Here is a 26,361-nt window from a genome sequence, read left to right as displayed (position 1 = left end):
GCGGTGCTGACAGAGAGCGCCGTTGAGGCCGCCAAAGGATGAGCGCCGGCGGCGCCCATCCTCCCACGCCTCTCAATACCCCAGCGCCGCCCCGTCCTTGCGCGGGTCGGATCCGGCCGCCAGCGTGCCGGCCTTGCGGTCGATCCAGATGACCTGCCCCCCGCCGAGCGGCAGCGGCGCGCGGATCGCCGGGTGGCCGCGCTCGACCAGCCCCGCCATCACGGCGTCGGAGATCCCGCCCTCGACCTCCAGGCTGCCGCCGTAGGCGAAGCTGCGCGGGGCATCGAGGGCCTCCTGCACGTCGAGGCCCCGGTCGAGGAGACCGGAGAGCAGCTCGACATGGCCCATGGCTTGGTAATGGCCGCCCATGACGCCGAACGGCGCGACGGCCTGCCCGTCCTTCATCAGCATGCCGGGGATGATCGTGTGCATCGGCCGCTTGCCCGGCCCGACGCTGTTCGGGTGGCCGCCCTCCGTGCGGAACGACAGGCCGCGATTGTGCAGCAGCACGCCGCTCTCGGGCGCCAGGATGCCGGAGCCGAAGCCCTGGAAGATCGAGTTGATCAGCGACAGCGCGTTGCCGTCCCGGTCGACCACGCAGAGGTAGACCGTGTCCTTGTGGGCGCGGCCCTCGGCCATCTCGCGGGCGATCTCCGGATAGATCTCCGGCGCGCGGGCGCGGCCCATGTCGATCGCCCCGTGGGCGGCGGCCTTCCAGGCGTCGGAGAGCAGGTGCTCGACCGGCACGTTGGCGAGGGCCGCGTCGCCGAACAGCACGTCGCGGTGATGGTAGCCCTGCTTGCAGACCTCGGCGAAGAGGTGGAGCCGGTCGAGGTCGGAGAGCGCGCCGACGTCGTAGTGCGACAGCACGTTCAGCATCATCAGCGCCGTCAGACCCTGGCCGGCGGGCGGGCACTCGTAGACGTCGTAGCCGCGGTAGCGGGTCGAGACCGGTGCGACCACGTCGGGCTGCGCGGCGGCGAAGTCGTCCAGCGTGTGCAGGCCGCCGAGGGCGTTCAGCCGGCTTACCATGTCCTCGGCGACGGGGCCCTCGTAGAAGGCGCGCGCCCCCGCCTCGGCGATCGCCCGGAGCGTCGCCGCGAGCTTCGGCAGGCGGACGACGCTGCCGATCGTCGGCGCCTGCCCGCCGGGCAGGTAGGTCTCGGCGGCGTACGGATCCGTGGCGACGCGCTCGGCGCCGCGCAGCCAGTCCCAGCCGACCCGCTGCTGCACGACGAACCCGTCCTCCGCGTAGCGGATCGCCGGCTGGAGCAGCTCGCCGAGGGACCGGGTGCCGTGCTCGCGCACGAGTAGATCCCAGGCCGCGACCGCGCCGGGCACCGTCACGGCGTGTGGCGAGGTCGGCGTGATGGTGACGCCGTGCTCGGCGTACCAGTCGGGCATGGCGGCGGCGGGCGCCCGGCCCGAACCGTCGAGGGCGATGGGCTTCGTGGCGCCCGCGGGGGCGTAGAGGGCGAAGCAGTCGCCGCCGATGCCGGTCATGAGCGGATCGACTACGCACTGCACGGCGACCGCCGCGATGCCGGCATCGATGGCGTTGCCGCCGGAGCGCAGAACCTCGATGGCGGCGAGCGTCGAGAGCGGGTGCGAGGTCGCGACCGCGGCGTTGGCGGCGTAGACCGGGGAGCGGCCGGGGGCGGAGAAGTCTCTCACGGGATGTCCTGCTCTGCTGGGCGACTTAAAGAATCACCGCTCGATGCATATCGCCACCTCGGGATGAGGCGGTGACGGAGATGACGGCGCGGCCTCGTCCATGACGGATGGCTTCGCCGCCTCGTCTCTGCGAGCGCAGCGAAGCAATCCAGTCGGCGCAACGCTGAGCAACCTCGCGCTGCCCTGGGTCACTTCGCTGCGCTCGTGATGACGGCGGAGGCCGGGCTGACCGGTTGTTCCGATCGAGGATCGCCTGGACGATCACGCGTGCTGCCCTCTCGGCAGCGCCACCCAGTGCCCAGGCGCCACCTCGGTGAGCGGCCCGTCGGGCGGCTGGTCGTGGCCAGTGAGGTCGCGCGCGGCAAGGCGCGCCCGCTCCTCGGCCGGGTGCGGCACCGGCACGGCGGCGAGCAGGCGCCGGGTGTAGGGGTGGCGCGGATCCTCGTAGAGCGCGGCGGCCTCGGCGAGCTCGACGATCCGCCCGCGCCAGAGCACCGCGACCCGGTGGCAGAGGTAGCGCACCATGCGCAGGTCGTGCGAGATGAACAGGTAGGACAGGCCCATCTCGTCCTGCAGGTCCTGCAGCAGGTTCACCACCTGCGCCTGGATCGAGACGTCGAGCGCCGCGATCGGCTCGTCGGCGACGATGAAGCTGGGCTTGAGGGCGATCGCCCGGGCGATGCAGATGCGCTGGCGCTGGCCGCCCGAGAACTGGTGCGGGTAGCGCCCCATGAACCGCGGATCGAGCCCGACCCGCTGGAACAGGGCGGCAACCGCCTCCCGCCGCTCCGGGCCGCGCATGTCCCGCCGATGCAGCTTGAACGCCTCCGCGACGTACTCGCCGGCGCTCATCCGCGGGTTGAGGGCCGCGTAGGGATCCTGGAACACGGTCTGGATTCGCGCGCGCATCTTGCGCATGGCGCCCGCCGAGAGCTTGGCGAGGTCGGTGCCCTCGAAGGCGATCGTGCCCGAGGTCGGCGGGTTGAGCATGGTCACGGCCCGGCCGATTGTGGATTTGCCGGAGCCGGACTCGCCCACGAGGCCCAGGGTCTCGCCGGGGCGGATGTCGAAGCTCACGCCCTCGACGGCGCGGAACACCGCGCCCTTGCCGCCCCACCAGGAGCGGAGGGGATAATGCTTGGACAGGTCGCGCACCGAGACGACCGGCTGCTGCGACGCGTTCATCGCGCGGCCTCCTCACCCAGGAGCTTCGGCAAGTCGTACCAAGCGGCGACGAGGTGGCCCGGAGCGGCGCCGGGCGCCTGCGCCAGGGGCGGCATCTCGGCCCGGCAGCGCGGCGTCGCGAAGGCGTTGCGCGGCGCGAACGGGTCGCCCGGCGGGAGATGGCGCATGTCCGGCGGCGCGCCCTCGATCTGGTGGAGGCGCCGCCGCCCGGCGCGGCCGCCGGAGAGATCCGGCAGGGACCGCAGCAGGCCGAGCGTGTAGGCGTTGCGGGGATCGGCGAAGATGTCGTCGACCGGGCCGCGCTCCAGGATCCGGCCGGCATACATCACCTGCACGGTGTCGCTGATGCCCGCCACCACGCCGAGATCGTGGGTGATCCAGATGATCGCCATGCCGAGCTCACGCTTCAGCTCCTGCACCAGGGCGACGATCTCGGCCTGGACGGTGACGTCGAGCGCCGTGGTCGCCTCGTCGGCGATCAGAAGCTTCGGCCGGCAGCTCAGGCCGATCGCGATCATCACGCGCTGGCGCTGGCCGCCGGAGAACTCGTGCGGGTACTGGTCGAGGCGCGCGGCCGCGTTCGGGATGCGCACGAGGTCGAGCAGCTCCCGGGCCCGGGCGCGGGCCGCGCGGGCGTCGAGGCCGAGATGGATGCGCAGCGGCTCGACGATCTGCGCCGCCACGGTCATGCCGGGGTTGAGCGAGCTCATCGGGTCCTGGAACACGAAGCCGATCGCGCCGCCGCGGATCTTGCGCAGGTCCCGCTCCTTCAGGGCGAGGAGGTCGCGTCCCTCGAACAGCACCTGCCCGCCGGTGATGCGGCCGGGCGGGCGCGGGATCAGGCCCAGCATGGCCAGCACGTGCACGCTCTTGCCGGAGCCGGACTCGCCGACGATCCCCAGCGTCTCGCCCTCGTGCAGCGTGTAGGACACGCCGTTGACCGCGTGGACCGCGCCGCCGTCGGTGTCGAAGGCGACCGCGAGGTCGCGGACGTCGAGGAGGGGCTTCGTCATCGCGGCCGTCATGTGCGCTGCCTCGGATCGAGGGCGTCCCGCAGGCCGTCGCCGAACAGGTTGAAGGCGAGTACCGCGAGGAAGATCGACAGGCCGGGCCAGATCGCCATCCAGGGCGCCTCGTCCATGAAGTTCTTGGCGGTGTTGAGCATCGCCCCCCAGGACGGCTCGGGCGGCTGCTGACCGAGGCCGAGGAACGACAGGCTCGCCTCCGCGATGATCGCGGCCGCGATGGTCAGCGTCGCCTGGACGAGGATCGCCGGGACGATGTTGGGCAGGATGTGGACCCGGGCGATCCGCCAGGGCGGGTTGCCCATGGCGCGCGCGGCCTCGACGAACTCCTCCGCCGCCACGGCGCGCACCTGCGCCCGGGTCAGCCGGATGAAGGTCGAGGTCGCCGAGAGGCCGATCGCGATCATCGCGTTGACGAGGCTCGGGCCCAGGAAGGCGGCGAGCGCGATCGCCAGGATCAGGAACGGTATCGCCAGCAGCGCGTCGGTGAGCCGGGAGATCGCGCCGTCGATCCAGCCACCCGCGTAGCCGGCGAGCAATCCCAGGGGCAGGCCGAGGGACACCGCCAGCGCCACCGAGACGAGGCCGGCGCCGAGCGAGGCCCGGGTGCCGAAGATGATCCGTGAGAGCACGTCGCGCCCGACCTCGTCGCCGCCGAACGGGTGCGCGAGGCTCGGGGGCCCGCGGACGTTGCCCCAGTCGGTGGCTGTCGGGTCGTAGGGAGCGATCCAGGGCGCGAACACCGCCATCAGCACCAGCAGGCCGACGATGACGAGGCCCACGACCGCGCTCCGGCGCGCGCGCAGGCGTCGCCAGAAGGCCGCGAGGGTGCCGGGCTCTTGGAGGATGGCGTGGGCGGGGGCGCCGGACGGGGCGGCCTCCAGGCCGACCGCCTCGGCGCGGGCGATCTCGCTGCCGGTGCTCATGCCCGCCTCAGCTTCGGGTTCACGGCCGCCGCGAGCAGGTCGGCGGCGAGGTTCAGGGCGATGTAGGTGGCGGCCGTGCAGATCACGACGCCCTGCACGGTGGCGAAGTCCCGGTTGAACACCGCATCGACCATCAGCTTGCCGAAGCCCGGCACGGAGAAGACCTGCTCGGTGAGCACCGCCCCCGACAGGAGCTGGCCGAATTCCAGCGCCCCCAGGGTGATGATCGGGATCGCGGCGTTGGGCAGCGCGTGCCGCAGGGTGACCCGCAGCGGCGAGACGCCCTTGGCGCGCGCGGTACGGACGTAGTCGGAGCCGAGCACGCCGAGCATCGCCGCGCGGGTGTGGCGCATCATAACCGCCGCGATGGCGTTGCCGAGCACGAAGGCCGGCATCGCCATGGCGGCGAGGTTCTCTGACAGGCTCTCGAATGGTGAGACATAGCCCGAGGCCGGCAGCCAGCCGAGCTCCACCGAGAACAGCAGGATCAGCAGGATCCCGAGCCAGAAATTCGGCACCGACAGGCCCCAGAGGGCGATCCCGTTGGCGACCGTGTCGGCGGCCTGCCCGCGCTTCACCGCCGACAGCACGCCCATGGGCACGCCGATGGCGAGCGCCACCAGCATGGCGAGGCAGGCGAGTTCGAGCGTCACCGGCAGCTTCTCGACGATCAGTTCGGAGACCGGCTTCTGCAGCCGGATCGACTCGCCGAGATCGCCCCGCAGCACGCCGCTGGCCCAGTAGGCGTAGCGCACCGGCAGCGGCTCATCGAGGTGGTACTTCTCGCGGATGAAGGCGATCACCTGCGGGTCGCGCTCCTCGCCGGTCAGCGCCGTGGCGACGTCGCCCGGCAGCAATTGCTGCAGGGCGAAGATGATCATCGAGGCGAGGATCAGTGTCGGGACCGCCAAGGCGAGGCGTCGGGCGAGAAAGCGCAACATCAGTTGAGCTTCAGGCCGGTGAAACGCACGAGCCCGTCCGGATAGGGCACGAAACCCGTGATCTTCTGGCTGTAGGCCCAGAGCAGCTTGCGGTGCAGGATGTAGATGCCCGGCCGGTCCTTCAGGACCTGATCGGCCAGGGCCTTCCAGGCAGCCTTGCGCTTGGCCGGATCCACCGTCCCGCGCTCCGCCTGGAGGGCCGCGTCGGCTTCCGGGCTGCAGTACTTGGGATAGTTCAGCGCCGCCTTGCAGGCCAGGAAGCTGAACGTGTTGCCGTCCGGGTCCGAGCGGCCGCTCCAAGAATAGAGCTGCGCCTCGTAGTTGCCCTTGTCGGCGGCATCGAGCGCGGTCGTGAAGTCCACGGCCTGGATCTTCACGTCGAAGCCGGCCTCCTTGGTCATCGCCTGGATCACCTGGCCGACCTGCGGCGACTCGCTGTTGGCGTAGACGGTCAGCGTGATCTGCGGGTTCGGCTTCCCGGCCTCGGCCAGCAGCGCCTTGGCCTTGGCGACGTCCCGCTTCGGGATCGGGTACTCGGCGACGTAGTTCGGGTTCTTCGGGTTGACCCACTGGTTCCCGGCCAGGAACTCGCCGTTGTAGACCACCTGATTGATGGCGTTGCGGTCGATGGCCGCCTCGAAAGCGGCGCGCACCTTCGGGTCGGAGACCGGCGAACCGGCCTTGTGGGGGTTGAACAGGATCTCTTGGAAGCCGAGCTCGTAGGTTGAGTCGAGCTTCAGCTTGGCGTCACGCTTCACCTGTGCCACGTCGGTGGGGGCGAGGCGCTCCAAGAGGTCGAGCTGACCCGCGCGGAGGTTGGTGAGCCGCACGGTGGCGTCAGGGATCGGCCGGAACTCGATCCGCTGGATGTGGATCGCGTCCTTGTTCCAGTAGTCGGCGAAACGCTCAACCACGATCCGGTCCTGAGGCACCCGCTCGACGAACTTGTACGGACCGGCGCAGACCGGCGCGGAGGCGAACTTGTCGCCGAGCCGTTCAGCGGCCTTGGGCGAGACCATCATGCCGGCCCGGTCGGTGAACTGCGCGAGCAACGGCGCGAACGGCTGCTTCAGGTTGATGCGGAAAGTCAGGTCGTCGACGACATCCACGGAGTCGATCGGCGCGATCTCCGAGCGGCGCTGCGAGCCCGGCATCTTCATGTGGCGCTCGATCGAGAACTTGGCCGCCGCGGCGTCGAGCCTCTCGCCGTCGTGGAACAGCACGCCCGGGCGCAGGTGCATGGTCAGCGCCTTCTCGTCAGGCGAGAGTTCCCAGGAGGTCGCGAGCTGCGGCACCGGTTTCAGATCGGGCCCGATATCCACGAGCTTGTCGCAGAGCGCGGCGAACACCATCCGGCTCGCGAAGGTCCGGGCGAGCGTCGGGTCGAGGGCGTCCGGATCCTCCATCATGCCGTAGCGCAGGGTCTGCGCGGCGGCGGGCCCGGTGAGGGCGAGCCCGGCGAGGAGACAGGCGGCGTAACGCAACATGAGACCGATCCGGGTGGAGGCGGGAGAAGCGGAGCGGACCGGCCGGTCCGTTCCGGAGGCGGCCGGCAGTGTTGCGCGGCCGTTTGGCATGCACAATCCCAGGCAGCATCCATGCCATACAATCAGGATGCATCTTTTATTCAATCCGCGCCGCGAGCCTCTGAGGCCGCCGTTTCGAGCCGGCCGGCGGCGTTCGATGACGGCGCGACCGCGCCAAGGTCGAGATCGGCCTGCGAACAGCTTCGTGAGCGCCGGATCTGAGGTGCGACTTAGATCGGGATAAGTCCAATTTTACGCATTGCTTGAACAGGCCAGAAGAAACTTCGGCCCCAGAAGGTCGCCGATGTATTCTTTATGATGATGCGGGTGTGATGGTCCGGCGGCACATCGTCATGTTGCCCGCGTTGTGCTGGAACCAGCGGCGTCGCGATTTCTACGCCGTGACCGCCGACGTCTCGACCGAGGGCATCCGGTTCCGCTCCTCGTCGCTCCTGGTGCCGGGTGAGCATCTCACCTGCAGCATCCGCCATATCGGCACGCTCGAGGCCCGCATCGCCCGCGTGGCCGGTCAGGAGTTCGTTGTCTGTGTCCGCGGTGGACGCGCGACTCTCACTGACGTCGCCCGTCAGTTCGTGACGCTGGCAAAGGCCCAGGACCTGCAACCCGAACCGATCCGCGCGCACCGTCGGATCGTGCCGAAGCAGAAGATCGTCCAGATCACCACTTCATCGGGCGAGGCCCTCCAGGGACACGTCCTCAACGTTTCGGCCTCCGGCGTCGCCCTGCTCGTCGACCACGCGCTGGAGATCGGGGCGATGATCCGGGTCGGGCGAAAGACCGCCACCGTGATGCGCCACTTCACCCACGGTGTCGGGGCCGCCTTCTCGGAGCCGTTCGCGCCGTCCGCGGTCCACGAGGCGATGTCGCTCTGAGGGCCGCCCGCGAAACCGGGCGCCGCCGCGGTGCGGCGATCGTCGGCCACCCGCCCCTCGCAGAGGCGGCGGAAGGGCGCTACAACTTCGCGGGTCCAGCGAAGGATCACCGATGAAGCGACCGCTCTCCGCCCGTTCCGCCACATGCCTCGCGCTCCTGCCGGCCGCACTCGCCCTGCTGCCCCAGGTGGCCTTCGCCCATCCGGGGCACGGCACCGCGACGGGCGCGGAGGCCGGGTTCCTCCATCCGCTCCTGGGCGCCGACCATGTTCTCGCGATGGTCGCGGTCGGCCTCCTCGCCAGCCTGCGCGGCGGACGGGCGCTCTGGGCGCTGCCCCTGTCGTTCCTGGCGTTGATGAGCGTGGGGGCGGGGCTGGGCATGGCCGGCGCGGTGCTGCCGCATGTCGAGCTCGGGATCGCGCTGTCCATCGTCGTGTTCGGCCTCGCCGCCATCGTCGGCCTGCGCGCGCCGGTGGCCCTGCTGGCTGCCCTGGTCGGCGTCTTCGCGGTGTTCCACGGCTACGCCCACGGTGCCGAGATGCCCGAGACCGCCTCCGGCCTGTCCTTCGGCCTCGGGTTCCTCGCGGCCACCGCGCTCCTGCACGCCGCGGGGATCGGACTCGGCGCCGCGGCGTCGCGGATCGGAGCGACGCGGGCCGCCCCGGCCCTCGGTGTCGGCCTCGCCGCGGCCGGTCTCGCGCTGCTGGCGCTCCCCGCCTGAGCGCCGTACCCGACCCGCTCCGGAGCCCCGCCCGGGCCGCGGGCGCGGCGCCCCGGCTGAGCATCCGCATCGATCTCGGGCCGGGGCACCGCCTCGGCCCCGGCAAGGTGCGGCTCCTGGAGATGATCGCCGAGCACGGTTCCATCGCGGGCGCCGGCCGCGCGCTGGGCATGTCGTACCGCCGGGCCTGGCTGCTGGTCGAGGCGATGAACAGAGGCTTCGGTCGCCCCGTGGTCGAGGCGCAGACCGGTGGCCGGGCCGGCGGGGGCGCGCGCCTCTCGGCCTTCGGCACCGACGTGGTGCGGCGCTACCGGGCCGTCGAGGCGGCCGCGGAGGCTGCGGCCGCGCCGTTCCTGATCTGCCTGGGACAGGCCGGGGACGCGTAACCGGGCCGGGCACGGGCGCGAACCCGGATGCGATGTCACAGGCCCTCGTGGGCTGACGTCCCATCATCCCGCCCCACGTCCAGCCGGTCGCGACAATCCCGGCACCAGGAAGAGAACCCCCATGGCAAAACTCACGACGCTCGCCCTGATGAGCCTGCTGGCCGTCACCACCGGTGCGCAGGCGGCGCCGAAGGTCGAGCGCCTGCGCGGGACCGTCGAGGCGGTCGCGGGCGGCGGCTTCACGCTGAAGACACGGGACGGCGCGTCGGAGACCGTGGCGCTCGCCCCCGACGCCAAGGTTTCCTGGGTGGTCCCGTCGAGTCTCGACGCGATCAGGGACGGGGTCTTCATCGGCACGGCCACGAAGGGCGAGCCGCCGGTGGCCCTGGAGGTGGTGCTGTTCCCCGAGGCGATGCGCGGCACCGGCGAGGGACACTACGACTGGGACATGATCCCCGACCACACCGCGGGCGGGGCGTCGGTGCGGAGCGCCATGACCAACGGAACCGTGAAGGCGGACGTGCGCTCGACCGCTCCCGACGCGCCCCGCGTGAAGAGCGCGATGACCAACGGGACGGTCAAGGCGAGCCGCGGCGGGGCGGAGCGGACCCTCACGGTCGATTGCGGTCAGGGCCAGTCGCTGCAGATCCTGGTACCGCCACAGGCGCCGGTCGTCAGCTTCGAGCCCGCCAGCGCCGCGGCCGTAGCGCCCGGCGCCAAGGTCTTCGTGATCGCCGCGCGCGGGGACGACGGCCGCATCACGGCGCGGCGCGTCGCCGTCGGAAAGGACGGGCTGACGCCGCCCATGTAAGGCGCCCGTCCGGCGCCGGCGAATCGGCTGGGACGGCGTGAGCCGCCCGGTCCCGGGTCGGGGCCGGGCGAAAGGCTGCCCGTCGGCGCGGCAGCTCAGCCGCTCAGGACAGCATTCGTGCACATTCGGCGGACCGTTGCCGACTAAAGCGCCCCGAGAATGTTGCCAGGCCGCAACATCGCGCTGGAACTGCCAAGGCAGCCGCGAATCCTCGTTGCTCGCGGAAACCCGTTCGCACATGGTGATCGTGCACGGGGGCATCGCCAAGCGAGAGCCCGCAGGAGCCTGCCACCTAAGACGCGGGCCAAACCTACAGAACGTGCGGCTAGACCCGGATAACCGGGCAGGTCCGCATCATTGGGTCTCGAAGCTTTGGAGATGTCTATGAAGCTCTTGAAGAGCTCATTGCTCGGGTCTGCTGCTGCGTTCGCGGCCGTAGGCGCAGCCCACGCCGCCGACCTCCCGGTCAAGAAGGCGGTCCCGATCGAGTACGTCCGCGTCTGCGGCGCCTACGGCGCCGGCTTCTTCTACATCCCCGGCACCGACACTTGCCTGCGTCTCTCCGGCCGCGCCCGGTTCGAGGGCGGCTACATGACCAGCTACTCGCGCCAGGGCACCAACGGCGACACGTCGGGCTACCAGGGCCGGATGCGCATCAACCTCGATGCCCGCACCCAGACCGCCTACGGCACCCTGCGCGCCTTCGTCCGCCTCGATGCCGGATCCCGCACGGGCTACTCCGGCGTCGGCACCTCCGGCACCCAGCAGCGTATCGCTCAGGCCTTCCCGGGCCTCGGCATCGACCAGTTCGGTCGCGCCCAGCAGTTCGTGAACGTCGACAAGGCCTTCATCCAGTTCGCCGGCATGACCGCCGGTCGCGCCTCGTCGTTCTTCGACTTCTACGCCCACGACTTCGAGTTCGCCGGCGCCACGCTCGGCTCCGACGTCGCCTCGACCAACCTGCTCGCCTACACGGCCACGCTCGGCAACGGCCTGTCCGCCACGATTTCGGTCGAAGATCCGGTCTTCCGCCGCAGCCCGATCTTCTCGCAGACCAACAACCCGACCGGCGCCACCGTTAACGCGACGATCCAGAACTTCGCTCAGACGGCCGCGCCCGCCGAGGTGTTCATCGGCTACACCGGCGGCGTGCCGACCCGGTTCAGCTTCGTCGACGCGATCCAGCGCTCGCGCATGCCCGACTTCGTCGGCGCCCTGCGCCTCGACCAGGCCTGGGGTTCGGCTCAGGTCTCGGCCGCCGTGCACGAGCTGAACGTCGGCAACGTGCAGAACGGCGCCGGCACCGGCACCGGTTCGAACATCAGCATCCCGCACACCAGCAACTCGTACGGCTGGGCGGTCCAAGGCGGCCTGAAGATCAACACGCCGTTCATCGCGCCGGGCGACGCCCTCTACCTGCAGGGCGCCTACGGCTCCGGTGCCCAGATGTACACCGGCTACTGCGCCTTCAGCGGCTGCTACTCGCAGAACCCGGCCACCATCCAGGGCCAGAAGTTCGCGCAGTACATGAACGACGCGACGATCAACCCGTTCTCGGGCCGACTCGAGCAGTCGACGAGCTTCACTGCGACGGCCTCGTACCTCCACTACTGGTCGCCGGAGTGGCGCTCGGCCTTCTTCGGGTCGTACGGTGAGATGAGCTACAGCAGCGGTGCCCGTCTGGCCCAGGGCGCGGCCTTCGCGCTCGCCAACCCGGCCGGCGCCAACTCCTTCGGCGTGAACGCCGTCGGCGTGCCGGGCACCCGGTTCTTCCAGCTCAGCGAGGCGCTGCGCGACACCTACCAGTTCGTGGCGGGCGGCAGCATCATCTGGTCGCCGGTGAAGGATCTCGATATCGGTGTCGAGGGCTTCTACACCCAGATCGGCGTCAAGAACGGCCGCGTGATCGACCGCGACAAGACCCCGACGGCCTACGCGAACGTCGCCGGCATCAACAACGGCACCTTCGTGCCGCGGACCACGACGGCGGACAGCGTGTCCACCTTCCGCTTCCGCGTCCAGCGCGACTTCTAAGCCACTCCACCGGCGCCGGGGCCTCGGCCTCCGCGCCGGTCCCCGTGCTTCAGAAACCTCAAGGCTCGGCTTCAGCCGGGCCTTTTTCGTTGTGCCGGGCCGCCCTGGATCCGTAACGCCTCCGGCCGCCAGCGCGCGGTCGGCACGCGACCCGGTGCGTTCCGCGCCGCGATCCCGCCCGCTCCCGGCCGGTCCGTTGACCGACCCATGATAGGGTCCGGCGATGCGCCGCCCCGCGCGCAGGGCGCCGCCGATGCGCGCCATCGTTCGTTCGGACCCGCTTTCCGGGCGCGCGCCGCGTCCATCGAGCCGGGCAAACGCCGCCGCGCCGTGCGACACGTGCCATCCCGCAAATGAGCCGAGCCTCCGGCCGACGCGTCGGACGGGCAGGATTCGCGCGTCGAATCGCTCGCCGGCGACCGCGTGCCGTTCGCGGGGCACCCAGGCGGTTCTGACTGCATCCGCCACGCCTGTCCGGTCAGAGACGGCCCGCACGACAGCTCCGAGTTGACTTCCGGGCCATCGCTTCTCGATTGGTGCTGGTCGTTCGAACGAGCCGATTTTATCAATATTTCATCCGCTCGGCTAACCTGATAATATATAGATATACTGAGTAATTATCTCCGATTTTGCATTATTGGATAACATTTTGTTGCGTACGCGCAACGTTCATCTGCGAGATTGAAGATAAATCCGAATCTTTGTTGCACGCGGTGGTGCCGCTGCACATCGTCGCCGGGCAAATGGGCCTCAAAACCGCCGTGGCGAGCGAAAACATGCCAATGATCTGCGAACAAATCGTGGATTATATTTGGTGTGTCCGGTCTCGCTCATCCGTTTGCGAGAATTGAGCTTGAAATTCCGGAGACATCGATGACATTACTGAGATCATCGCTGCTGGCGACTGCCGCCGCGTTCGCGACAACGGGCGCTGCGCACGCCGCCGACCTGCCGGTCAAGAAGGCTGTCCCGGTCGAGTACGTCCGCGTCTGCGGCGCGTACGGCGCCGGCTTCTTCTACATCCCCGGCACCGACACCTGCCTGCGCATCTCGGGCCGCGCCCGGTACGAGGGCGGGTACATGACGGCGTCGACGCGGCAGGCCGGCACCAACGCCGGCGACAGCGCGGGCTATCAGGCGCGTCTGCGCATCAACCTCGATGCCCGCACGCAGACCGCTTACGGCACCCTGCGCGCCTTCGTCCGCCTCGATGCGGGATCCCGCACCGGCTACGCGCGCTCGGGGACGCAGGCGCGCATCGGGCAGGCCTACGACGCCACCGGCGTCGACCAGGCCGGGCATGCGCAGCAGTTCATGAACGTCGATAAGGCGTTCATCCAGTTCGCCGGCCTGACCGCCGGTCGCGCCTCGTCGTTCTTCGACTTCTACGCCCACGACTTCGAGATCTACGGCGCGACCGCGGGCTCGGACGTCTCCTCCACCAACCTCCTCGCCTACACGGTGACGGCCGGCGCCGGGCTGTCGGCCACGCTGTCGGTCGAGGACCCGGTCTTCCGGCGCAGCCCGATCTACGCGCCGGCCGGCACCGCGTCGCCGGTCAGCCCGGTCTTCGTCGGCTACTTCAGAGGCGCACCGATCGGGGTCAGCGGCGTCGACAGCATCCAGCGCGAGCGGCTGCCCGATGTCGTCGGCGTCCTGCGCGTCGATCAGGGCTGGGGCTCGGCGCAGGTCTCCGCCGCGGTTCACGAGCTGAACGTCGGCAACATCGCGGCGACGCCCGCGGCGGGCGCCAATGTCAGCGTCGCGCACACCAGGAGCGTCGAGGGCTGGGCGGTGCAGGGCGGCCTGAAGATCAACGCCCCCTTCGTCGCGCCGGGGGACGCCCTCTATCTCCAGAGCGCCTACGCCGACGGCGCGCAGATGTATACGGGATACTGCGCCTTCACCGGCTGCTACACGCAGCTCAACAACGGCTTCCAGGGCCAGAAGATCTACCAGAGCTTCTCGGACGCGACGGTCAACCCCTTCACCGGCCAGTTGCAGACATCGCAATCCTTCTCGGCGGTCGCGTCGTTCCTGCATTACTGGACGCCGGAATGGCGCTCGGCGGTCTTCGGCGCCTACGGAGAACAGGACTTCTCCCGCAACGCGCGCCTCGCACAGGGCGCGCTCTACAACGTCCTGAGCTTCAACGGCGCCGCCAATCTCGGCTCCAACGCGGTCGGCGCGCCCGGAACCCGCTTCTACCAGTTGAGCCAAGCGCTGCGCGACACCTATCAGTTCGTCGCGGGCGGCAGCATCATCTGGTCGCCCGTGCGCGACCTCGATATCGGCGTCGAGGCCTTCTACACCCAGATCGGCGTGAAGCACGGTCGCGCGATCGACTCCGACAAGAGTCCCACCGCCTACGCCAACGTCGCCGGCATCAACAGCGGCACGTTCGTCCCGCGCACCGTGACGCAGGACTCGGTCTCGCAGGTCCGCTTCCGCGTCCAGCACGACTTCTGATCGACGATCCCGGCGGCGGGGCCTCAGTCCCGTCGCCTGTCCCCGTCCGATGCCGTCATGGCCCGGTCGGCCGCTTGGCCAATTCTCTGCGCTGTGATCACGACGGAGACGGGATCTTAATCCCGGCCGACGGGACAGGTCGCGTCCTTTGTTCCCTGGATCGCGTTGCCGCCCTTCATCCGCGCTGATACGCCGGATGTCACTTTATCGCCGCCGATCGTGCGCGACCCGATGGATCGCGGCCCGGCGCGCGGTCGCGAGGGCGCGGCGAAGCGGCCCGCGAGCGGTCAGAGATCCGGGGGGACGCCATGACCAGCACCGTTTCACCGATCCCGTCGCCGGCGGAGGGCCGGGCCGAGGACGGGCGCGCGGCCCGGTTCTGGCCGGACGTCTGGTGGCGGCTGATCGACTTCAAGATCGGCATCATACCGCTCCCGATCTTCGTCGTGCTGGCGATCCTCCTCACCGTCCTGGTCCAGGAGGGCGAGATCAAGCCCGACGGGCCGACCATGATCGCCGTGCTGGTGATGGGCGGCTTCACCTGCGCGGAGATCGGCAAGCGGATCCCGATCCTGAAGAACATCGGCGCCGGGGCGATCTTCGCGACCTTCATCCCCTCGGCGCTGGTCTACTACGCCCTGGTGCCGCCGCAGATGGTCAAGGCGATCACCGATTTCACCAAGTTCACCAACTTCCTCTACATCTACATCGCCACGATCATCGTCGGCTCGATCCTCGGGATGGACCGCGAGGTCCTGATCAAGGGCTTCCTCAAGATCTTCGCGCCGCTCGCCCTCGGCTCGGTGGCGGCGGCCCTGGTGGGCACGCTGGTCGGCACGCTCCTCGGCCTCGGCCCCTACAAGACCTTCTTCTTCATCGTCGTGCCGATCATGGCGGGCGGCGTCGGCGAGGGGGCGATCCCGCTCTCCATCGGCTACGCGGCGATCCTGGGGATGCAGCAGGGCGTGGTCTTCGCCCAGGTGCTGCCGCCGGTGATGCTGGGCTCCCTGACCGCGATCATCCTGTCGGGCACGCTCAACTCCGTCGGCAAGCGCTACCCGCACCTCACCGGCGAGGGCCGCCTCCAGCCCGACTCGGACGGCATCAAGTCGAGCGACGCCCAGGCCAAGGCCGAGGCGGCGAAGGGCCAGATCGACCCCGCCACGATCGGTGCGGCCGGGCTCACGGCGATCACCCTCTACCTGCTCGGCGTCATGGCCCACCACCTCGTCGGCCTGCCGGCGCCGGTGGCGATGCTGTTCCTCGCGGTCCTAGCGAAGCTCGCCAGCGCGGTGTCGCCCCATCTCCAGGCCGGCGGCTTCGTGGTCTACAAGTTCGTCCAGGTCTCGATGACCTACCCGCTGCTCTTCGCCATCGGCGTCGCGCTGACGCCCTGGCACGAGTTGATGGCGGCCTTCACTCTGGTGAACCTGATCACGATCGTGTCGACCGTCGTGACGCTGATGACGGTCGGCTTCTTCGTCGGCCGCTGGCTCGGCATGTACCCGATCGAGACCGCCATCGTGAACGCCTGCCACAGCGGCCAGGGCGGCACCGGCGACGTGGCGATCCTCACGGCGGCGAACCGCATGGCCCTGATGCCCTTCGCGCAGATCGCCACCCGCATCGGCGGCGCGCTGACGGTGACCGGCACGATCGTCGCCATGAAGTGGATCGGTGCCTGACGGGCACCCGGAAAGGACGTCGTCATGGCCGGTGATCCCGGGGCCGTCGGGGCAACGCTCAAGTCGCGGATCGGCGCGATCCTCCGCTCGACGAGCGGCAACTTCCTGGAGATGTTCGACTTCTTCCTGTTCGGGTTCTACGCCACCTACATCGCGCGGGCATTCTTCCCCTCGGGCAACGAGACCACCGAGCTGCTCCTGACCTTCGGCACCTTCTGGCTCGGGGCGCTCATGCGGCCGCTCGGAGCGATCGTGCTCGGCGCCTATATCGACCGGATCGGCCGCCGGAAGGGCCTGATCATCACCCTCGCCATCATGGCGAGCGGCACGGTGCTCATCGCCTTCTGCCCGAGCTACGACACGATCGGGGTCGCGGCCCCGCTGATCGTGCTGGCCGGGCGCCTGCTGCAGGGCTTCTCGGCGGGCGTCGAGATCGGCGGCGTCTCGATCTACCTGTTCGAGATCGCCACGCCGGGCCGGCGCGGCTTCTACACGTCGTTCCAGTCGGCGAGCCAGCAGGTGGCGATCATGTTCGCCGCCCTGATCGGCTACGGGCTGAACGCGTTCCTGACCAAGCAGCAGCTCGGCGATTTCGGCTGGCGCATCCCGTTCTTCATCGGCTGCCTGATCGTGCCGTTCATCTTCTTCATCAGGCGGTCACTCCAGGAGACGCAGGAATTCGCCAAGCGGACCCGCCACCCGACCACCCGCGAGATCCTGACCACGGTGGCCGCCAACTGGCGGATCGTGCTGCTCGGCATGATGCTGACCACGATGACGACGGTGACGTTCTACATGATCACCGTCTACACCCCGACCTTCGGCAAGAACGTCCTCAAGCTCACCGAGACCGACAGCCTGATCGTGACGCTGTTCGTGGCGATCACCAACTTCGTCTGGCTGCCCGTGGGCGGAGCCCTGTCGGACGCCATCGGCCGCAAGCCGGTGCTGCTGACGATCTCGACCCTGTCGCTGCTGACGACCTACCCGGCGCTGCACTGGCTCGTGGCCGATCCGACCTTCGGCAAGATGCTCGCTGTCGAGCTGTGGTTCTCGTTCTTCTTCGGCGTCTACAACGGCGCGATGGTGGTCTCGCTCTCGGAGGTCGTGCCGGCCCATGTCCGCGCCAGCGGCTTCTCGCTGGCCTACAGCCTCGCCACCGCGCTGTTCGGCACGGCGACGCCCATGGTCTCGACCTTCCTGATCGAGAAGACCGGCGACCGGGCGGCGCCGAGCTACTGGCTGATGGCGGCAGCCGCCTGCGGCATCGTCGCGACGCTCGCGCTGTTCCGCGTCCGGCCCGGTCTGGAGCGCGTGCCGGCCCACGCCTGAGGGCCGGGGTCGGTCAGCTCTCCTGCCAGATCCGGATCCGCGCCTTGAAGGCGGCGCGGATATGGGCCCGGGCCGCGGCCTCGGCGGCATCCCCGTCGTGGGCCCGGATCGCCGCCACGATCGCGGCGTGCTCGGCGAGCGATTCCGCGGCGCGGTCGGGCGCCGCCAGCGTGGTGGCGCCCGGGAGCAGCACCAGCGACAGGCGCATCGTCTCCAGCGTGCCCTGCAGGAAGCGGTTGCGCGCCGCCCCGTGGATCTGGCGGTGAAACAGCCGGTTGGTCCGTGCCAGCGAGGGCGCGTCGCCGAGCAGCGTCCGGTCCCGGGCGACCATCTCCTCCAGGATCTCGGTCTCGACCGTGCTGGCGTGGATCGCCGCGAGGCGCGCGGCCGTCCCCTCCAGCACCTCGCGCAGGTCGTAGAGCTCGCTCACCTGCCCGTAGTCGAGCTGCGCCACGCTGGCGCCCCGGTGCGGCTCGTGGGCGACGAGTCCCTGCGCCTCCAGCCGGCCGAGCGCCTCGCGGACCGGCGTGCGGCTGATCTGGAACCGCTCGGCAAGCTCCGCCTCGCGCAGGCGGCTGCCGGGGGCGAGCTCGCCCTCCTCGATCGCCCGCAGCAGCCGCTCGTAGGCGCCGGCGCCGCTGGAGCGCTCCGCTTCGCTGGCCTTCATGTCCGGCTCTCCTCGGCTCGGCCATAGCGCGAAACCGTGACGCCTGAAACGCTTGCGAGAAATTGCATGCAGACGTATACAATGCGCTGAGATCAGCCACTGGAGAGGAGGCAGGCATGCAGCGTCCGGACGATGCGCCGTGGGATGTGGTGGTGGTCGGCTCGGGCAACGCCGCCATGAGCGCCGGTCTCGCCGCCCTGGATCGCGGCGCCTCGGTGCTGATGATCGAGAAGGCCGAGCGGGACCTCGCCGGCGGCAACACCGCCTACACGGCCGGGGCCATGCGCTTCGTCTACGCGGGCAACGACGACCTGATCCCGCTGCTGGTCGATCCCGAGGACCCGCGCCTGCCGCGGACCGATTTCGGTGCCTACACGGCACAGAAATTCGAGGCGGACCTGCTCGGCTTCAACGACGGGCGGCCGCTCTCGCGCGAGCAGCGCATCCTGATCGACGAGAGCGGCGCGGCCCTGCGCTGGCTGGCGACGCAGGGGGTGAAGTTCGAGCCGATCTACTCCCGTCAGTCGTTCGAGAAGGACGGGCGCTTCGTGTTCTGGGGCGGCCTGACGCTCGCCACCCACGACGAGGGCTTCGGCCTCGCCCGGGCCGAGCTGGAGGCCTTCACCCGGGCCGGCGGCGAGATCCGCTACGGCTGCCCGGCCCGGGGCCTGATCGTGGAGGACGGGCGCGTCGTCGGCGTGGAGACGCCGCAGGGTCCGGTCCGGGCGACGTCCGTGGTGCTGGCCTGCGGCGGCTTCGAGGCGAACGCCGCCCTCCGGACACGCTTCATCGGCGAGGGCTGGGACAAGGCCCGGGTGCGCGGCACACCCCACAACCAGGGCGACGGGCTGCAGATGGCGCTCGACCTCGGCGCGAAGGCCCACGGCTTCTACGGTGGCTGCCACGCCACGCCGATGGACCTGCACACCCCCGATTACGGCAACCTCGAGCTGCCGCACGGCGAGCGCAAGCACTACCGGAAGATCTGTTACTTCCTGGGCCTCATGCTGAACGCGGACGGCGAGCGGTTCGTCGACGAGGGCAAGAATTTCCGCAACTACACCTACGCCCAGTTCGGCCGCTCGATCATGGAGCAGCCCGGGCACGTGGCGTGGCAGATCTTCGACGCCAAGGTCGATCACCTGCTCTACAGCGAGTACCGGTTCCACGACGCGCACTTCGTCGAGGCCGACACCCTGGACGGGCTCCTCGACAAGCTCGAGGGCATCGACCGCGCGGCGGCGCGGCGGACCATCGCGGCGTTCAACGCCGCCGTGGACGAGAGCGTGCCCTTCGACCCGACCGTGAAGGACGGGCGCGGCACGAAGGGGCTCGCCCTGCCGAAGTCGAACTGGGCGCAGAGGATCGAGACCGGGCCGTTCAAGGCCTACCCGGTCACGGGCGGCATCACCTTCACCTACGGCGGCGTCGAGGTCGGCGACGACGGCGGCGTGAAGCGCGCGGACGGCGGCGCGATTCCCGGCCTCTACGCCTGCGGCGAGATGGTCGGTGGCGTGTTCTTCAACGGCTATCCCGGCGGCTCGGGGCTGACCTCCGGCGTCGTGTTCGGCCGCCGCGCCGGCTACGGCGCCGCCGCGAGGGCGAAGGGCTGAGGTCAGCGGCGGAGCGCGACCGAACTCCTCCGATGCGGGGAGGGAAGCCGCGCGATCGTTCCCCAGCGGCCCATCGTCCCCTGTCCGCCGCCCCGGCGCGGGCGTAGAAGCCCAGCCATGCCCGCCCGACAGGCCGTTTTCACCATCTCCCGCGGCGTCCCGTTCCTGCCGACGCTCGCCGAGGCGCTGCTCTCCGGCCGCCTCGTCGGGCCGGTGGCGGACGATCCGCTGGCGCGCGCCTCCGTCACGATCTACCTGCCGACCCGCCGCGCGGCCCGGGCGCTCGGCGCGATCCTGGCCGAGAGGCTCGGCCGGGACGCGCCCGGCCAGGCGACGCTGCTGCCGCGGATGGTGCCGCTCGGCGAGGCCGACGAGGCCGAGCTCGACCTCGCCGCCGAGCCGCTGCTGGAGGAGAACGCCGATCCCCTGAGCATCCCGATGCCGCCGCTGGAGCGCCGGCTGATCCTGGCCCGCCTCGTCCAGGCCTGGGCCAGGACCGTCGACCGGACGCTGCTGCCGCTGGACGCCGAGGTGCCGTTCCTGGTGCCGTCCTCCCCCGCCGACGCGGTCGGGCTCGCCGGCGATCTCGAGCGCCTGATGGACGCGCTCACCGTCGAGGGCCTGCCCTGGTCGGAGATCGGCGCGGCCGTCGAGGCCGAGTATTCCCGCTACTTCGGCCTGACCCTCGACTTCGTGAAGATCGCCGCCGAGAACTGGCCGAAGCTCCTGGCCGAGCGGGGCCTCGCCGATCCGGTCGCCCGCGCCCGCGGGCTCGTGCTCGCCGAGGAGCGGCGCCTGTCGCGCGGCGCGACGCTGGACCCGGTGATCGTCGCCGGCTCGCTGGGCTCCGTCCCCGCCACGGCCCGGCTCATCGCCGCCGTGGCCAAGCTGCCCCACGGCGCCGTGGTCCTGCCCGGGCTCGATCTCGACCTCGACGCGGCCGGCTGGGACGGCATCGACACCGGCGAGGGTTTTTCCCGCGTGATCGCGCACGGCCATCCGCAGGCGGTGCTGCACCGGTTGCTCGGACCGGAGAACCTCAACCTCGACCGCGCCGAGGTCGTCGCCCTCGGCGAGCCCGACCCCGGCCAGGCGGCGCGAGCCGCGCTCCTGTCGCAGGCCCTGCGGCCGGCCGATACCACCGACGCGTGGGCCGCCCTCGACCCGGCCGAGCGCGACACCGTCGCCCGCCTCGGCCTCGAGGGGCTCGCGCTCGCCGAAGCGGCCGACGAGCGCGAGGAGGCGCTGGTCGCGGCGCTGGCGCTGCGCGAGACCCTGCAGACCCCCGGTGCGACTGCGGCGCTCATCACGCCCGACCGCGGGCTCGCCGGCCGGGTCGCCGTCGAGCTGCTGCGCTGGGGCATCGTGGCCGAGGATTCCGCCGGGCTGTCCCTGGCCGTGAGCCCGGCCGGGCGGCTCGCCCGGCTCGCGGCGGAACTCGCCGCCGACCTCGCCCGCGATCAGGCCGACGCGATCCCGGCCCGGCTGATCGCGCTGCTCTCCCATCCGATGGTCCATCTCGGTCTGCCGCGTCCCGACGTGGTCCGGGGCGCGGCCGCCCTGGAGATCGGATTGCTGCGCGGTCCGGTCCCGGCCCCGGGCTTCGACGGCCTGCGCAAGGCCCTCGCCGCCGAGCGCGCCGGGCCGCCCGAGCACCGGCCCCGGGCCAAACGCCGCCTGAAGGACGTCGACTGGGAGCTGGCCGCGAACCTGCTGGACCGGCTCGATCTGGTGTTCCGGGATTTCCCGGGACCGGACGGGGCGGGGGAATGCGACCTCGTCACCACCGCCGCGGGTCACCGTGAGGCGTGCGACCGGCTGATCGCCGGGCCGGAGGACGGTCCCCCGGTCGAGACGGACGGATCCCTGTCCTGCCTCGACGCCCTGTTCGACGACCTGGAGATGGCGGAGCCCGGCCTGATGCCGGGGCGGTTCGACGACTACGCCACCTTCTTCACGTCGCTCGCCCGGGAGCGCAAAGTCGCCTGCTCGGGCGACGCGCCGCATCCGCGCCTGCGCATCCTCGGGTTGCTGGAGGCGCGCCTCCTGTCGGTGGATCGCGTGGTGCTCGGCGGGCTGGACGAGGGCGTCTGGCCGGTGCGCACGCTGACCGACTCGTTCCTCAACCGGCCGATGCGCGAGCGGGTCGGCCTCAACCCGCCCGAGCGGCGGATCGGGCAGATGGCCCACGACTTCGTGCAGGCGCTCGGCTGCCGCGACGCGGTGATCACCCGCGCGCTGAAGCGGGAGGGCGCCCCGACCGTGCCGTCGCGCCTGATCCAGCGCCTGCGCGCGCTCTCGGGCGACGCCCGCTGGGACGCCGTCCTGCACGCGGGGCGCCGGCTCGCGGGCCTCGCCGCGCGGCTCGACGCGGCGCCGCCGGAGCCGCGGCTGAAGCGCCCCGCGCCGAAGCCGGACCCGGCGCTGTTCCCGCGCTCGCTCAGCGTCACCGAGATCGAGACGCTGGTGCGCGATCCCTACAGCATCTTCGCCCGCCACGTGCTCGGACTGGACCCGCTCGATCCGCTGGCGGCGGCGCCGGGCGTCGCCACCCGCGGCTCCCTGGTGCACGACGTCTTCGCGGAATTCGCCAGTCGCCATCCCAAGGACCTGCCGCCGGACTTCGCGGAGCGGCTGCTGAACTTCGCGGTGAACGCCTTCGGCGACATCGAGGCGGAGTACCCGAACCTCTACGCCGAGTGGTGGCCGCGCTACGAACGCATGGCTTCGGCCTATCTGGACTGGGAGGCGCGGCGCCGGCCCGGCCTGACCCGGGTCTACCCGGAGGTCTCCGGGCGCTGGGCGATCCCGATGGGGCGCGAGACCTTCACGCTGCGCGCCCGGGCCGACCGGATCGAGCTGCGGCCGGACGGCACCGCCTGCATCGTCGATTACAAGACCGGGACGCCGCCCTCGGGCAAGATGATCTTCTCCGGGTTCTCGCCGCAGCTCACCCTGGAGGCGGCGATGCTGATGCACGGCGCCTTCGCGGATCTGCCGGCCGTGACGACGACGCCGGACCTGCTCTACGTCCACGCCTCGGGCGGCCGGAAGCCCTTCGTCCCGATCCCGGTGAAGCCGCCCCGGGGCGAGGAGCGCGGCGTGGAGGCGATCGTGGCCGAGCACGCCGCGCGGCTCCGGGGGCTGGTGGCCCGGTTCATGACCGGCGAGGCGGCCTACACGGCGCGGCCCTACCCGCAATATGCCAGCCGGTACGGCGCCTACGACCACCTCGCCCGGGTGCTCGAGTGGTCGCTCGCCGGGGACGAGGGCGGGGAGTGACCCCGCCCGGGCCCTCATCCTGAGGTGCCGAAGCGCAGCGGAGGTCTCGAGGAAGCCTCCCGATATCGCCGCGGTTCCGGGGGACTTCTTCGAGGCGACTGCGCCGCACTTGAGGATGAGGTGACCCGGTGGGAGGCGCGTCCTCCGCGCCTCAGAAGAACGCCTGCAGCCCCGTCTGGGCCCGGCCCAGGATCAGGGCGTGGACGTCGTGGGTGCCTTCGTAGGTGTTCACCGTCTCGAGGTTCTGGGCGTGGCGCATCACGTGGTACTCGCCCATGATGCCGTTGCCGCCGTGCATGTCGCGGGCGGTGCGGGCGATGTCCAGCGCCTTGCCGCAATTGTTGCGCTTGACCAGCGAGATCATCTCGGGCGCCATCTTGCCCTCGTCCATCAGCCGCCCGACGCGGAGCGAGGCCTGGAGGCCCAGCGCGATCTCGGTCTGCATGTCGGCGAGCTTCTTCTGGACGAGCTGGGTCTGCGCCAGGGGCCGGCCGAACTGCTTGCGCTCCAGCGTGTAGGTGCGGGCGCGGTGCCAGCAATCCTCTGCGGCGCCCATCGCGCCCCACGAGATGCCGTAGCGCGCCCGGTTGAGGCAGCCGAACGGCCCCTTCAGCCCCGAGACGTTCGGCAGCAGCGCGTCCTCGCCGACCTCGACGCCCTCCATGACGATCTCGCCGGTGGTGGAGGCGCGCAGGGATAGCTTGCCCTTCAGCGTCGGGGCGGACAGGCCCTTCATGCCCTTCTCGAGGACGAAGCCGCGGATCGCGCCCTCGTGGGCCTCGGACTTCGCCCAGACCACGAAGACGTCCGCGAAGGGGGCGTTCGAGATCCACATCTTGGCGCCGGAGATCCGGTAGCCGCCGTCGATCTTCTCGGCCTTGGTCTTCATGCCGGCCGGGTCCGAGCCGGCATCCGGCTCGGTGAGGCCGAAGCAGCCGATCCACTCGCCCGAGGCGAGCTTCGGCAGGAACTTCTGGCGCTGCTCCTCGGAGCCATAGGCGTGGATCGGGTACATCACGAGGGAGGATTGGACGCTCATCATCGAGCGGTAGCCGGAATCCACCGCCTCGACCGCCCGCGCCACGAGCCCGTAGGCCACGTAGGAGGCGCCCGCGCAGCCGTACTCCTCCGGGAGCGTCACGCCGAGCAGGCCGAGCTCGCCCATCTTGCGGAACAGGCCGGGATCGGTCTTCTCGGTGGCGTAAGCCTCCACGATCCCGGGCAGCAGCTGCTCCTGCGCGAAGCTCTGGGCGACGTCGCGGATCGCCCGCTCGTCCTCGGTGAGCTGATCCTCCAGCAGGAAGGGATCGTCCCAGACGAAGCGGGCCGAGGCCGGGGCCGACGGGGAGGCGCTGCCCGGAGGGCGCATCGGAGCGTTCATCGAGATTCCTCGCCTGCAGGGTGGCGCGGGTCTTCGCGGCCCGCGCGCTTGACCCTACCCTAGACCCGCGCGCCGCCCGGTCCAACGCGCGCGGTGACGCCGGGGCGCCGCCGTCACGCCCGGCCGAGGAGCATCAGCCAGAGCAGCGTGGTGAGCGGCGCCAGCAGCGTCGAGACCAAGACCGAGGCCGCGACCATGCCGGTCTCGGTCCGGTAGCGCGCCGCCAGCAGGTAGGCGTTGATCCCCACCGGCATGGCGGCGAACAGGGTCGCGACGCCCGCGTAGGCGGCCGGCATCGCGAAGACGTGGAAGGCCAGGACCCAGACCGCCAGCGGGTGCAGGAGGTTCTTCAGGAGCGCGATCACGAGCGCACCCTTGAGGTCGAACAGCACCCGGTAGCGCTTCAGGCCGGCGCCCAGCGCCACCAGGGCGCAGGTGGAGGCCGTGCCGGCGAAGGCGTCGATCAGCGACTGGGCGATGCCGACCGGCGCGAGGCCGAGGGCCTTCATGGCCATGCCGATCAGCAGCGCCACGAAGATCGGGTTGCGCAGCAGCACCAGGGCGAGCCCGCGGATCCGCGCCAGGACCGGCAGGCCGGAATCGGACTCGATCAGGAAAGTGGCGCTGCCCATCATCAGGGGCAGGTGGACGGCCAGCAGCATGAACAGCGGGAAGGCGCCCTCCTCGCCGTAGGCCTGGAGGATCATCGGGACGCCCACGAACACCGTGTTCGACTGGCTCGCCGCGAAGCCGTGGAGGATCGCACCCCGGCGCTCGATCCCGGCCCGCCGCCGGGCGATCAGCGTGCCGACGGACCACGAGATCGCCGCGCCGCCGAAATACGCGACCCAGTAGGACCACGCGATGGTCCCGCTCATCCCGGGCTTGGTCAGCGTGGCGATGATCAGCGCCGGGACGGCGACGGCGAAGACGTATTCCGACAGCCCGTCGCTGACCTTGTCGGAGAGGAGCCCCGCGAGGGCGGCGGCCCAGCCGATCAGGACGATCCCGAAGATCGGGGCGATGATGGCGAGGGCGTTCACGGGGCCGGCGGGAGCGGGGGCTGGTGCGCGGGGGGAGGACTCGGCCCATAGCACGCCCGCGCGCCGCGTCGCGCCCCGTCGGAAGCTGTGCTGGCATGCCGGACGAGAGGGGGGAGAATCACCGCGCCGCCGAGCGCGCCCGGGTCGCCGCGGCGGTGCGGGCCCTCATCGCGGGCACCCAATAACGCGCCGGCCGCGAGACCGTCGACCTCCCCTCCGTCACCAAGGCCGACAGCGGCGCGTGACGGCGCCCGCGCCGCCTACTTGTTCTCCAGCACCTGGATCGGATCCGTGCGCTGGCTCGCGGGCGGTTCCTTGGTCAGGTTGGCGCCGCCCTCCCGCTGCACCTTGACGTCCTTCGGCGCACCCGGCCCGCCCACCGCGCGGCCGCCCTCGGCGCTCTGGGTCGGCACCGTGCCGGACGCCAGTTCCAGGCAGGTCACCATCTCGACGTAGGAGGGGAAGCCGCCCGCCTTGAATTGGTTCTGGCACTGGCTCTTCGCGGCGGGCGTGTAACTGCTCCAGTGGCGCTCAGCCTCCTTCTTGGCATCGCGCTCGGAGCGGATGCAGCCGTCGTAATTCGCCTTGTCGCTGATGCTCGTGTTGGCGACCTGAGCCGACCGGCAGGTCCGCTCGACGTCGAGATCGGGCACCGCGTCGGCCCGGGCGGAGGCCGGCGCGAGCGCCAGCATGAGCAGCGCGAAGGTGCCGGGGACCAACGTGCGGGAACGGGTCGTCATGTCGTCAGACTCGCGATCTGTGGCGGT

Annotated in this window: 20 protein-coding genes; 10 read left to right on the top strand and 10 right to left on the bottom strand. The window is 70.7% G+C overall.

Features of this window, described 5'->3' with window-relative positions; translation table 11 throughout:
• Window positions 1–72 precede the first annotated feature (72 nt).
• From ggt to ABIC30_RS00370, 6 genes are all read right to left on the bottom strand, one after another.
• The gene (gene ggt / locus ABIC30_RS00395) at window positions 73–1,674 is read right to left on the bottom strand and encodes a gamma-glutamyltransferase (protein WP_020090814.1); all 1,602 of its coding nucleotides are present in this window, start codon (window positions 1,672–1,674) and stop codon (window positions 73–75) included.
• A 261-nt stretch (window positions 1,675–1,935) separates the two neighbouring features.
• A complete protein-coding gene (locus ABIC30_RS00390) occupies window positions 1,936–2,859 on the bottom strand; it encodes an ABC transporter ATP-binding protein (protein WP_020090813.1) in 924 nt (307 codons plus the stop codon).
• Window positions 2,856–3,884, bottom strand: a complete 1,029-nt coding sequence (locus ABIC30_RS00385; protein ID WP_020090812.1) for an ABC transporter ATP-binding protein — start codon at window positions 3,882–3,884, stop codon at window positions 2,856–2,858. The genes ABIC30_RS00390 and ABIC30_RS00385 overlap by 4 nt, the downstream gene beginning before the upstream one ends.
• Entirely contained in the window at window positions 3,881–4,810 is a 930-nt protein-coding gene (locus ABIC30_RS00380; RefSeq protein ID WP_020090811.1) for an ABC transporter permease, read from the bottom strand. The genes ABIC30_RS00385 and ABIC30_RS00380 overlap by 4 nt, the downstream gene beginning before the upstream one ends.
• Window positions 4,807–5,751 (bottom strand): ABC transporter permease, encoded by a 945-nt coding sequence (locus tag ABIC30_RS00375; protein WP_354453606.1) that lies wholly within the window; start codon window positions 5,749–5,751, stop codon window positions 4,807–4,809. Before ABIC30_RS00375 ends, ABIC30_RS00380 begins: the two co-directional genes overlap by 4 nt.
• A complete protein-coding gene (locus ABIC30_RS00370) occupies window positions 5,751–7,238 on the bottom strand; it encodes an ABC transporter substrate-binding protein (protein ID WP_042671929.1) in 1,488 nt (495 codons plus the stop codon). The genes ABIC30_RS00375 and ABIC30_RS00370 overlap by 1 nt, the downstream gene beginning before the upstream one ends.
• A 392-nt stretch (window positions 7,239–7,630) precedes the next feature.
• On the opposite strand from ABIC30_RS00370, the gene ABIC30_RS00365 reads away from it, so the two are divergent.
• From ABIC30_RS00365 to ABIC30_RS00330, 8 genes are all read left to right on the top strand, one after another.
• On the top strand, window positions 7,631–8,170 hold the full coding sequence (locus tag ABIC30_RS00365; protein ID WP_106735895.1) for a PilZ domain-containing protein: 540 nt from the start codon (window positions 7,631–7,633) through the stop codon (window positions 8,168–8,170).
• A 112-nt stretch (window positions 8,171–8,282) separates the two neighbouring features.
• Window positions 8,283–8,891 carry a HupE/UreJ family protein gene (locus ABIC30_RS00360; RefSeq protein ID WP_020090807.1) on the top strand — a complete coding sequence of 203 codons (609 nt, stop codon included), beginning with the start codon at window positions 8,283–8,285 and terminating at the stop codon, window positions 8,889–8,891.
• Window positions 8,892–8,953: 62 nt separating this feature from the next.
• The gene (locus ABIC30_RS00355; protein WP_026604652.1) at window positions 8,954–9,277 is read left to right on the top strand and encodes a winged helix-turn-helix domain-containing protein; all 324 of its coding nucleotides are present in this window, start codon (window positions 8,954–8,956) and stop codon (window positions 9,275–9,277) included.
• Window positions 9,278–9,398: 121 nt separating this feature from the next.
• Window positions 9,399–10,088 carry a metal ABC transporter permease gene (locus ABIC30_RS00350; protein WP_234081957.1) on the top strand — a complete coding sequence of 230 codons (690 nt, stop codon included), beginning with the start codon at window positions 9,399–9,401 and terminating at the stop codon, window positions 10,086–10,088.
• A gap of 384 nt (window positions 10,089–10,472) precedes the next feature.
• On the top strand, window positions 10,473–12,122 hold the full coding sequence (locus tag ABIC30_RS00345; RefSeq protein ID WP_354453603.1) for a porin: 1,650 nt from the start codon (window positions 10,473–10,475) through the stop codon (window positions 12,120–12,122).
• Window positions 12,123–12,995: 873 nt separating this feature from the next.
• Window positions 12,996–14,591, top strand: coding sequence for a porin (locus tag ABIC30_RS00340; RefSeq protein ID WP_354453601.1), 1,596 nt, complete (start codon window positions 12,996–12,998; stop codon window positions 14,589–14,591).
• A gap of 308 nt (window positions 14,592–14,899) precedes the next feature.
• The gene (locus tag ABIC30_RS00335) at window positions 14,900–16,276 is read left to right on the top strand and encodes a 2-hydroxycarboxylate transporter family protein (RefSeq protein WP_020090802.1); all 1,377 of its coding nucleotides are present in this window, start codon (window positions 14,900–14,902) and stop codon (window positions 16,274–16,276) included.
• A gap of 24 nt (window positions 16,277–16,300) precedes the next feature.
• Window positions 16,301–17,608, top strand: coding sequence for an MFS transporter (locus tag ABIC30_RS00330; protein WP_020090801.1), 1,308 nt, complete (start codon window positions 16,301–16,303; stop codon window positions 17,606–17,608).
• Between the two features lie 13 nt (window positions 17,609–17,621).
• Here the strand turns inward: ABIC30_RS00330 and ABIC30_RS00325 are convergent, their stop codons facing one another.
• On the bottom strand, window positions 17,622–18,275 hold the full coding sequence (locus ABIC30_RS00325) for a GntR family transcriptional regulator (RefSeq protein WP_020090800.1): 654 nt from the start codon (window positions 18,273–18,275) through the stop codon (window positions 17,622–17,624).
• Window positions 18,276–18,391: 116 nt separating this feature from the next.
• Between ABIC30_RS00325 and tcuA the strand changes: the two genes are divergently transcribed.
• Window positions 18,392–19,888: an FAD-dependent tricarballylate dehydrogenase TcuA gene (tcuA, locus tag ABIC30_RS00320; RefSeq protein WP_354453598.1), complete on the top strand. Its 1,497-nt coding sequence runs from the start codon at window positions 18,392–18,394 to the stop codon at window positions 19,886–19,888.
• A 117-nt stretch (window positions 19,889–20,005) separates the two neighbouring features.
• The gene (gene addB / locus ABIC30_RS00315; RefSeq protein ID WP_020090798.1) at window positions 20,006–23,170 is read left to right on the top strand and encodes a double-strand break repair protein AddB; all 3,165 of its coding nucleotides are present in this window, start codon (window positions 20,006–20,008) and stop codon (window positions 23,168–23,170) included.
• Window positions 23,171–23,321: 151 nt separating this feature from the next.
• On the opposite strand, the gene ABIC30_RS00310 is transcribed toward addB, so the two are convergent.
• From ABIC30_RS00310 to ABIC30_RS00300, 3 genes are all read right to left on the bottom strand, one after another.
• Window positions 23,322–24,551 carry an acyl-CoA dehydrogenase gene (locus ABIC30_RS00310; RefSeq protein ID WP_020090797.1) on the bottom strand — a complete coding sequence of 410 codons (1,230 nt, stop codon included), beginning with the start codon at window positions 24,549–24,551 and terminating at the stop codon, window positions 23,322–23,324.
• A gap of 113 nt (window positions 24,552–24,664) precedes the next feature.
• Window positions 24,665–25,594, bottom strand: a complete 930-nt coding sequence (locus ABIC30_RS00305; RefSeq protein WP_020090796.1) for an AEC family transporter — start codon at window positions 25,592–25,594, stop codon at window positions 24,665–24,667.
• Window positions 25,595–25,854: 260 nt separating this feature from the next.
• Window positions 25,855–26,334 (bottom strand): hypothetical protein, encoded by a 480-nt coding sequence (locus tag ABIC30_RS00300; RefSeq protein ID WP_020090794.1) that lies wholly within the window; start codon window positions 26,332–26,334, stop codon window positions 25,855–25,857.
• Between the last annotated feature and the right edge of the window lie 27 nt (window positions 26,335–26,361).

The organism is Methylobacterium sp. 1030, assembly GCF_040544715.1.
Lineage (GTDB): Bacteria > Pseudomonadota > Alphaproteobacteria > Rhizobiales > Beijerinckiaceae > Methylobacterium.
The sequence above is the reverse complement of the archived record's forward strand: the minus strand, read 5'-3'. Positions and strand labels throughout refer to the sequence as shown.